The sequence below is a fragment of the Haliscomenobacter sp. genome (assembly GCF_040403615.1).
In the GTDB taxonomy this organism is placed as follows: domain Bacteria; phylum Bacteroidota; class Bacteroidia; order Chitinophagales; family Saprospiraceae; genus Haliscomenobacter.
On record NZ_JBBAKG010000085.1, the window covers coordinates 21,665 to 28,075 of the forward strand.

The following is a 6,411-nucleotide window of genomic DNA, read 5'->3' on the forward strand; positions in this document are numbered from 1 at the left end:
GATACATTTGTTGGCTTCTTTTGTACTTGACTTTTACCCTAAATCGAAATATCAGAAGCATGCCCGTTTTTTCTGCCATATTCCTTTCATTATTGCTGATGTTTCCTGCCCGCGTTTTGCCGGAGTCGGATTACCTCAGTGTCGTACCGCTCAAAGGAGACGGTATATTATCCCTATTGCGCCGTTACGAGTTGGATAAATACCCCTGCAATCTCGACAAATTTTGTGCGCTGAATAAAATAACGCTCAAAAATAATTTGATCAAAGGGAAAAAGTATTTTTTACCCATCCAGCTCAGAACCTATGATGGGCAGAAAATCCGCACTTCTCTTGGCATCAAAGATTACGATGTTGCCCTAAGCATTCAAGTGTACAATGAAGTGATGCTGGCCAAGGGCCTAAAAGTTGCATCCTTCAAAAAAGATAAAATTATTTGGGTGCCTCATCATGCCACCAACTGCCCCACCCCCAAAACTACCGTGGCCATCAACCAAGCTGGGAAATCCCCCATTTCTGAAAATGAACGGGTAAATCCTGAATTTCAAAAATCCAGCAATCCCGGGAAACGAAAATTCCCCATTTTTGGCGAAACCTTTTCTTACACACCATTACTAAGCAACCGGCTCAGCGGTCGGATTTTTTACATTGACGCAGGCCACGGTGGCATCGATCCCGGCGCCATTGGTCGGTATGGAGGTTTTGATTTGTGCGAAGATGAATATGCTTATGACATCTCCCTCCGCTTGTGTCGCAAACTGATTGAGCACGGCGCTACCACTTACATGATCACTCGCGACCCCAATGATGGAATCCGCGGAGGGCTCATTCTCAAATGTGACAAAGACGAAGAAGTATGGGGCGGGCAAGCCATTACTGCCGCTGGACAGGCCACTCGCTTGTACCAGCGTTCCAATATCATCAATCAGTTGTACGCCCAAAATCGCAAGGCCGGCATTACTCAGCAGGTTGCGATCAGCATCCATGTGGATTCCCGCGCCCGCAGACAACAAGTAGATTTGTTTTTGTACTACCAGCGCAGCAATGAGGAGAGCAAAAAACTGGCCCAAACCCTGCACAATTCCATCAAGGGCAAATACCAGGTTTACCGCAAAAACGGTCAGTACAAGGGCTCGGTTACCACCCGCGACTTGCACATGCTGCGGGAAGTAAAACCAACTGCGATTTTTATGGAATTGGGCAACATCCGCCATCCACTTGATCAACAACGGATTGTACTGGAAAGCAACCGCGAAGCCTTGGCCAAATGGCTGTTTGAAGGCTTAGCCGGGAAATAAACAAGGCGCTTTTATTGCTTTTCGGCACTGATCACTTTTGCCGCCATCTTGCGACACTCCTCTGCCAAATTTGTCCAGATAACTGTTGACCAAACCGCTTGTACATTCCATTGCTGTTGCAAGCGGGTTTGTTGTTGATACTCCCAGGCAAAATCACAGGTTGGCGTGTTTGACAAAAATCCATCGGCTACAAAAACAGTACCCCGGTTGCCTACATGGAGTGGTTGAAGCGCCAAAGGGAGATTCAATTCTTCAATTGTACAAGGACGCGTCCACCTGGATGGCGCAAAATAAGGGCGAATTTCCTGGTGAAATGCACTCCAGAACATACTTTCTGGGTTAATTTCCGCTGAATCAATCGGAAGAGATGTTGCATTATTGGCGCTTTCTTCTGATTTTTTGGCTACCACCATTAATTTATGGCCACATGATTTCAGGGATTGAATCTGCGATTGTGTCCAAGTTTCGTCTTCAAAAACGATGATCCAGTCAAAAATCTGGGTGGGAATGCCTTGGCTTACTTCTTGAAGAGCTGTTTGTTGGACCAAAAGCAGCGGGTAATATTCGGATAAGGCCTCCAATTGCGTGGTGATGGTCAAGTCTTTTTGCTGATTTTTTTGTCCAAACCGAGGTTTGCTCTTTCTCACTTTTTGCTGCAATTGCGTCCATCGTCCCTGCCAGATTTTAGCAAGCTGTGCAGGTACCAGATTTGTAAAGGATTGCCAATGCTGGTAATAGTCCTCCAGGGGCAATGGCGCAGCAGGAAGATCCATGGTTTTGGCTTTGAGGATGACTTGTTGCAAATACCAGAATTGAAAAACCAGTTTCCAGTCTTTTTCCTTCACTTTTGCCAGGGCTTTGATCAAATTCTGAGATAAGTCATCTTGGATCAACCAAAATTGCTGCCAGGCATAAAATTGGGCAAAGTCAGGCAAATTGCTTTGCAAATGCTCCAAATCATGCTGGAGTTCACCAAGCATTTGCTTTCTTTTAAACAAAGTCAGCATTTTATGTGCAACCGAATTTGACAGCAATGAGGTGGCATTCAGTTCGGTCAACAAATCCTCCATGGCTTCTTCCAGGGAAGCCAACTGATTGTTTTGTCCCAGCTCAGGTAAAGCGGTATTGCTGTTCAAGCGCAACAATTCTTCCTGAATGAATTGCTCTTGGTCAAAGTGCCAGGCTTTTAATGCGGCTTCAAAATGGGTCAATGCAGCGGATATTGCGGACAGGGTAATGCCTTTTTCTGCTCCTGGCCAGCTGAATGGAAACCAGTTGAGTTTGTCAAAATTGAATCTGATGCCCTGGAAATCGGTAATGATTTTCTGGAAATATTTTGTCGCTGTTTTCCCTTCTGCTGAAAACCAGCCTAACTTTCCCGATTTTGTTTCGGCAAAACGTACACCATAAGTTTTTGTCACTTCCCCTATTTGTTCAAGTAAGGCATGCGTTTGATTAAATAAGGCTTGGGTATGCTGGTTCAAATGCTGTCGGAGCAGATGCTCGTATTCTTCCATTTTGGCACCGTATCGATGTGCCATCGAACCTATCCGCAATGAATACGCTTATAATTTATCCCTTGAAAATTGAGCCGCTGTTTCTACATTTTTCTGTTGAAAAACATGGGGATGCAAGCCGTTTAACGGGTGATTAAAAACGGAAGCACCGAAGTACCGGGATTGCGCTTCTTCAAGCAGTTGAGAAAGTGCGCCGAACTCATTTAAGGTAAAGGAAAACCCCTCTGCCCCTATCGTCAAATTTAAGCGCTCTTTACCTGCGTTTGCTTTCAGGGTCAAAAAATGACCAATTGTTTCGCTCCAATTCCAATGGCCAAAGATCGGTTTGCGTACACTTTGATAAGCTAAAGACAAGCGCTGATGCGTTCGTTCAAGCTTCTCAAGGTTGAGTTCAAACGCTTTGGATGCTGTGATTTTTGGAGAAATATAAGCAGCTGTTTTCTCTTCCAATAGTTTGGTGAAGTGGTTGCCAGACCATTCTTCTGCACGCAACAAATTCAAATAGGGCGTTAAATGGCCGGTTTCCAGTTGAAACCGTAAAGTTTGCAGAAGAGATAAATCATTGGCAAGCACCAGGCTTTTTTCGCCATTCAACAAAGCGCTACTCAAAATTTGTTGCACAAAAAGCAATTGCTCCTGCTGATTGGCCAAAGTTATTTCAGAGATCTGCTGGTCTAAGGCCATCTGCCAAGCCTGGGCATGTTTGGGGTCTAATTCAAAAATAGTGGGTCTCCAATTCATTGCAGTACAAATTTGCAGCTTTTCAAAGGTTTAGAGCAGGATTTGATGTTTCGGTTAGAAGGCCAAATATAACCAATTGGGGTTGAAGAAAAGTGATTGGCCTTTTCACCTGTTTTGACTCAAATAAATAATTTTGAGGAGAAATCAAATTTCAGTTTATTTTTTTCCTTAGATTTATCCCCACTTTACGCTATATTTTAGTCTGTTCACCAAGGATTTGTTTTGTTTCCGTTCCCGAGGCATTGTACCATCTTTCAAAAAGCTGAACAAAAAAACAATTCGGCATGATTCCCAGTATTGCAGTCATCTTAACCGACCCCAACCAGCGCATCATTTGGGTGAATGAAGACTTCACTGCCATTACTGGCTACAGCTTGGGTGAGGCCATTGGCCGCGTACCCGGAAAGATATTGCAAGGCCCAAAAACAGACCAAGCCGCCAGAGACCGCATTCGGAAAGCGATTCAATCCAGAATTCCCTACAAAGATCAATTGATCAATTACCATAAAAATGGAAAACCATATACCTGCAAATTGGTGATCCATCCTATTTTCAATAAAAACCAGGAGCTGACCAATTTCATTGCCTTTGAAGTAAATGGAGACATCACCTTGGATGAATCTTTTATTCCGCTGCTGAATTTGAGCGATAAATACAAATCCAGTAGTTTACATGGCATTTATGAAATCAAGCTTTACAATCAGTTAAAAAAGTTAATCGAATTCGAAAAGCTCTACCTTTGTTCCGATCTTACCCTTAAAAAGGTAGCCGATTCGCTGAACACGAATACCAAATACCTCTCTCAGGTTGTCAATCATCAAGCGGGATACAACTTTCAGCAATTCATCAATTTTTACCGTGTTGAAGAAGCCAAACACAAAATTGTCAAGGACTCGTTGAGCAACCTAACCCTTTATGGCATTGCGCTGCAGTGTGGTTTCAAAAACAAATCTACCTTTTACAAAGTCTTCAAAGAAGTGACTGGTTTTACGCCCAAGGACTACGTGCGAAAACACCGCTAACCTTTTCAAAGCATTGTTTTATTGTTGCTTGCCATTTTTGTAAAGGTACTCTTCAATTACATTTCCTTTTTCATCATAATACCGAAAAGATCCGTTCAACTGACCATCCTTATAATTGATTTCTTTTTGGACAGCTCCGTTGCGGTTGAACTCTTTGTACGCTCCATCCAACACACCATCCTTGTATTCGGATTGCTGAATCATATTTCCATCCTGAAATTTCACCAATTTACCATGCAGCTTGTTGTTGAGGTAATTGGCTCGCACCACCATTCGGCCAAATCCATCAAATTCAAAGTAAGGACCATTGTACAGCCCTTTGACATAGCTCATGATTTTTGCAGGGTAGCCTCCGTCGCCTTGGTAAATGACCCAAATCCCCGTTTTCATTCCCTTGGAATCGGTTAGTCCTCCCTCTGCAATCTCTCCTTCCAGGTTGTTTTTCTTTGCAATTTGGTAGTCTGACCCAGGAATCGGAGTCATGGTAAACAGATTTCCAGCTGCGATTGCGTCTAATGCTGCTGCTTGCTTGGTTTTATTATCGGGCGTACAAGCAAATCCAATGCTCAACAGCGTCAGGTATAAGTACAGATGTCTCATTTTTTTGATTTTTTTGTGACAAAGAAAAGTTTTTATCTTAAAATCACCAATTTTCTCGAAAACTCTTGCGATTACGAATTACGCGGCAATATAAATTTTAAATTATAATCTACTGTAAACTAAATATTTAAAAAACGACCATCTCATAATTTTAAAAAAAATAAAAAAAAAGCCCTTTAGATTAGTCTAGTTAGGTTTGGTTCAATATTTTTGTCTGAGATTACTAGGAATTATTGTTTGTTGTTAGTCTGCTCATGTCAAACCGAAACCTCCCTCCCCTCCGTTCGGGATACACAGGTTTCAGCGTTCTGCCCCTGCTATTCGATGCTGTTTACCAGTATTGATTGGAATTGCAAAAAGATGTAGTGCATTAAAGTGCACTGAACGTTGAACTCTTGTATAAAGCTTAATAACCAATTTATCTTAATCATTCTCTTATGAAAAATTCGACCTTTACTAGCTGGATGACCAAAACTGCAAGCGCGTGCTTGATGGTTTTGGCTACACTGGTTTTTGGTTCTAACCTAACTGCACAGTCAACCAATTGCGGTTGTTACAATGTGACAGTTTCTTTGGATGCCAATTGCCAATTCCTTCTTACCCGTAACCTCGTATCCGACGGATCTTGCCCCGGAGCATACGTACGCGTTATGGACAACAACCAAACCAACGGTGCAGTTATCGACTGTCCTGGTGTTTGGACTTATGGCTTGTTTACAAGCGACTCTCCCAACGCAACCGTAATTTGCTGGGGTAAAGTAACCGCTGAAGACAAAACTGCACCTGCGCTGGTTTGTGCTCCTCGTGACTTTACTTTGGATTGCTACGATGTGAACTACGTGTTGAACAATCGTTTGACGATTGGTAACGTAGGTGCAACCAGCTCTCCACGTCCTGCTGCAACTGGTAGCCAGACCATCAACAACGCTGAAGGTGTTGCTGGAACTGGTGACAATTGCCAATTGGGCTTGATCCCTCCAGGTTTGACTTCTGACGTGATCAAAAACCTGGGTTATGCTTACTTCAAAGACAACTGCTTCAACTGCGGTTGCCGGGTAACCCTGAAGTGGAGCGACAAAGTGGTCTTCTACTCTTGTGAAGACCTGAAGAAAAACGGTGGAATCTATGCAACCATCTCTCGCGAGTGGGTAGCTACCGATTGCAACGGCATGCGTTCTGACTACACGCAGCGCATTAACTTCACTCGTCCATCAATCAGCTTGACGGCTGGTGCGA

At 43.3% G+C, this 6,411-nt stretch carries 5 protein-coding genes and 1 pseudogene; 3 read left to right on the plus strand and 3 right to left on the minus strand.

Annotation, left to right across the window (positions count from 1 at the left end; genetic code table 11):
* Positions 1-59 precede the first annotated feature (59 nt).
* The gene (locus ABW391_RS21775) at positions 60-1,295 is read left to right on the plus strand and encodes an N-acetylmuramoyl-L-alanine amidase family protein (protein ID WP_353484030.1); all 1,236 of its coding nucleotides are present in this window, start codon (positions 60-62) and stop codon (positions 1,293-1,295) included.
* A gap of 11 nt (positions 1,296-1,306) precedes the next feature.
* Here the strand turns inward: ABW391_RS21775 and ABW391_RS21780 are convergent, their stop codons facing one another.
* Both ABW391_RS21780 and ABW391_RS21785 read right to left on the minus strand, forming a co-directional pair.
* The gene (locus ABW391_RS21780) at positions 1,307-2,836 is read right to left on the minus strand and encodes a hypothetical protein (protein ID WP_353484031.1); all 1,530 of its coding nucleotides are present in this window, start codon (positions 2,834-2,836) and stop codon (positions 1,307-1,309) included.
* Positions 2,837-2,860: 24 nt separating this feature from the next.
* Positions 2,861-3,433 (minus strand): hypothetical protein, encoded by a 573-nt coding sequence (locus ABW391_RS21785; RefSeq protein WP_353484032.1) that lies wholly within the window; start codon positions 3,431-3,433, stop codon positions 2,861-2,863.
* A gap of 404 nt (positions 3,434-3,837) precedes the next feature.
* Here ABW391_RS21785 and ABW391_RS21790 point away from each other — a divergent pair, with 404 nt between their 5' ends.
* A complete protein-coding gene (locus tag ABW391_RS21790) occupies positions 3,838-4,575 on the plus strand; it encodes a helix-turn-helix domain-containing protein (protein WP_353484033.1) in 738 nt (245 codons plus the stop codon).
* Positions 4,576-4,593: 18 nt separating this feature from the next.
* Here the strand turns inward: ABW391_RS21790 and ABW391_RS21795 are convergent, their stop codons facing one another.
* Entirely contained in the window at positions 4,594-5,175 is a 582-nt protein-coding gene (locus tag ABW391_RS21795) for a toxin-antitoxin system YwqK family antitoxin (RefSeq protein ID WP_353484034.1), read from the minus strand.
* Between the two features lie 437 nt (positions 5,176-5,612).
* Here ABW391_RS21795 and ABW391_RS21800 point away from each other — a divergent pair.
* Positions 5,613-6,411, plus strand: a pseudogene (locus tag ABW391_RS21800) (hypothetical protein); the annotation flags it as partial.

Excerpts from the sequence above, each read along its gene's own strand:
- ABW391_RS21775 (WP_353484030.1), top strand. The coding sequence starts at position 60 with ATGCCCGTTTTTTCTGCCATATTCCTTTCATTATTGCTGATGTTTCCT.
- ABW391_RS21780 (WP_353484031.1), bottom strand. The coding sequence starts at position 2,836 with ATGGCACATCGATACGGTGCCAAAATGGAAGAATACGAGCATCTGCTC.
- ABW391_RS21790 (WP_353484033.1), top strand. The coding sequence starts at position 3,838 with ATGATTCCCAGTATTGCAGTCATCTTAACCGACCCCAACCAGCGCATC.
- ABW391_RS21795 (WP_353484034.1), bottom strand. The coding sequence starts at position 5,175 with ATGAGACATCTGTACTTATACCTGACGCTGTTGAGCATTGGATTTGCT.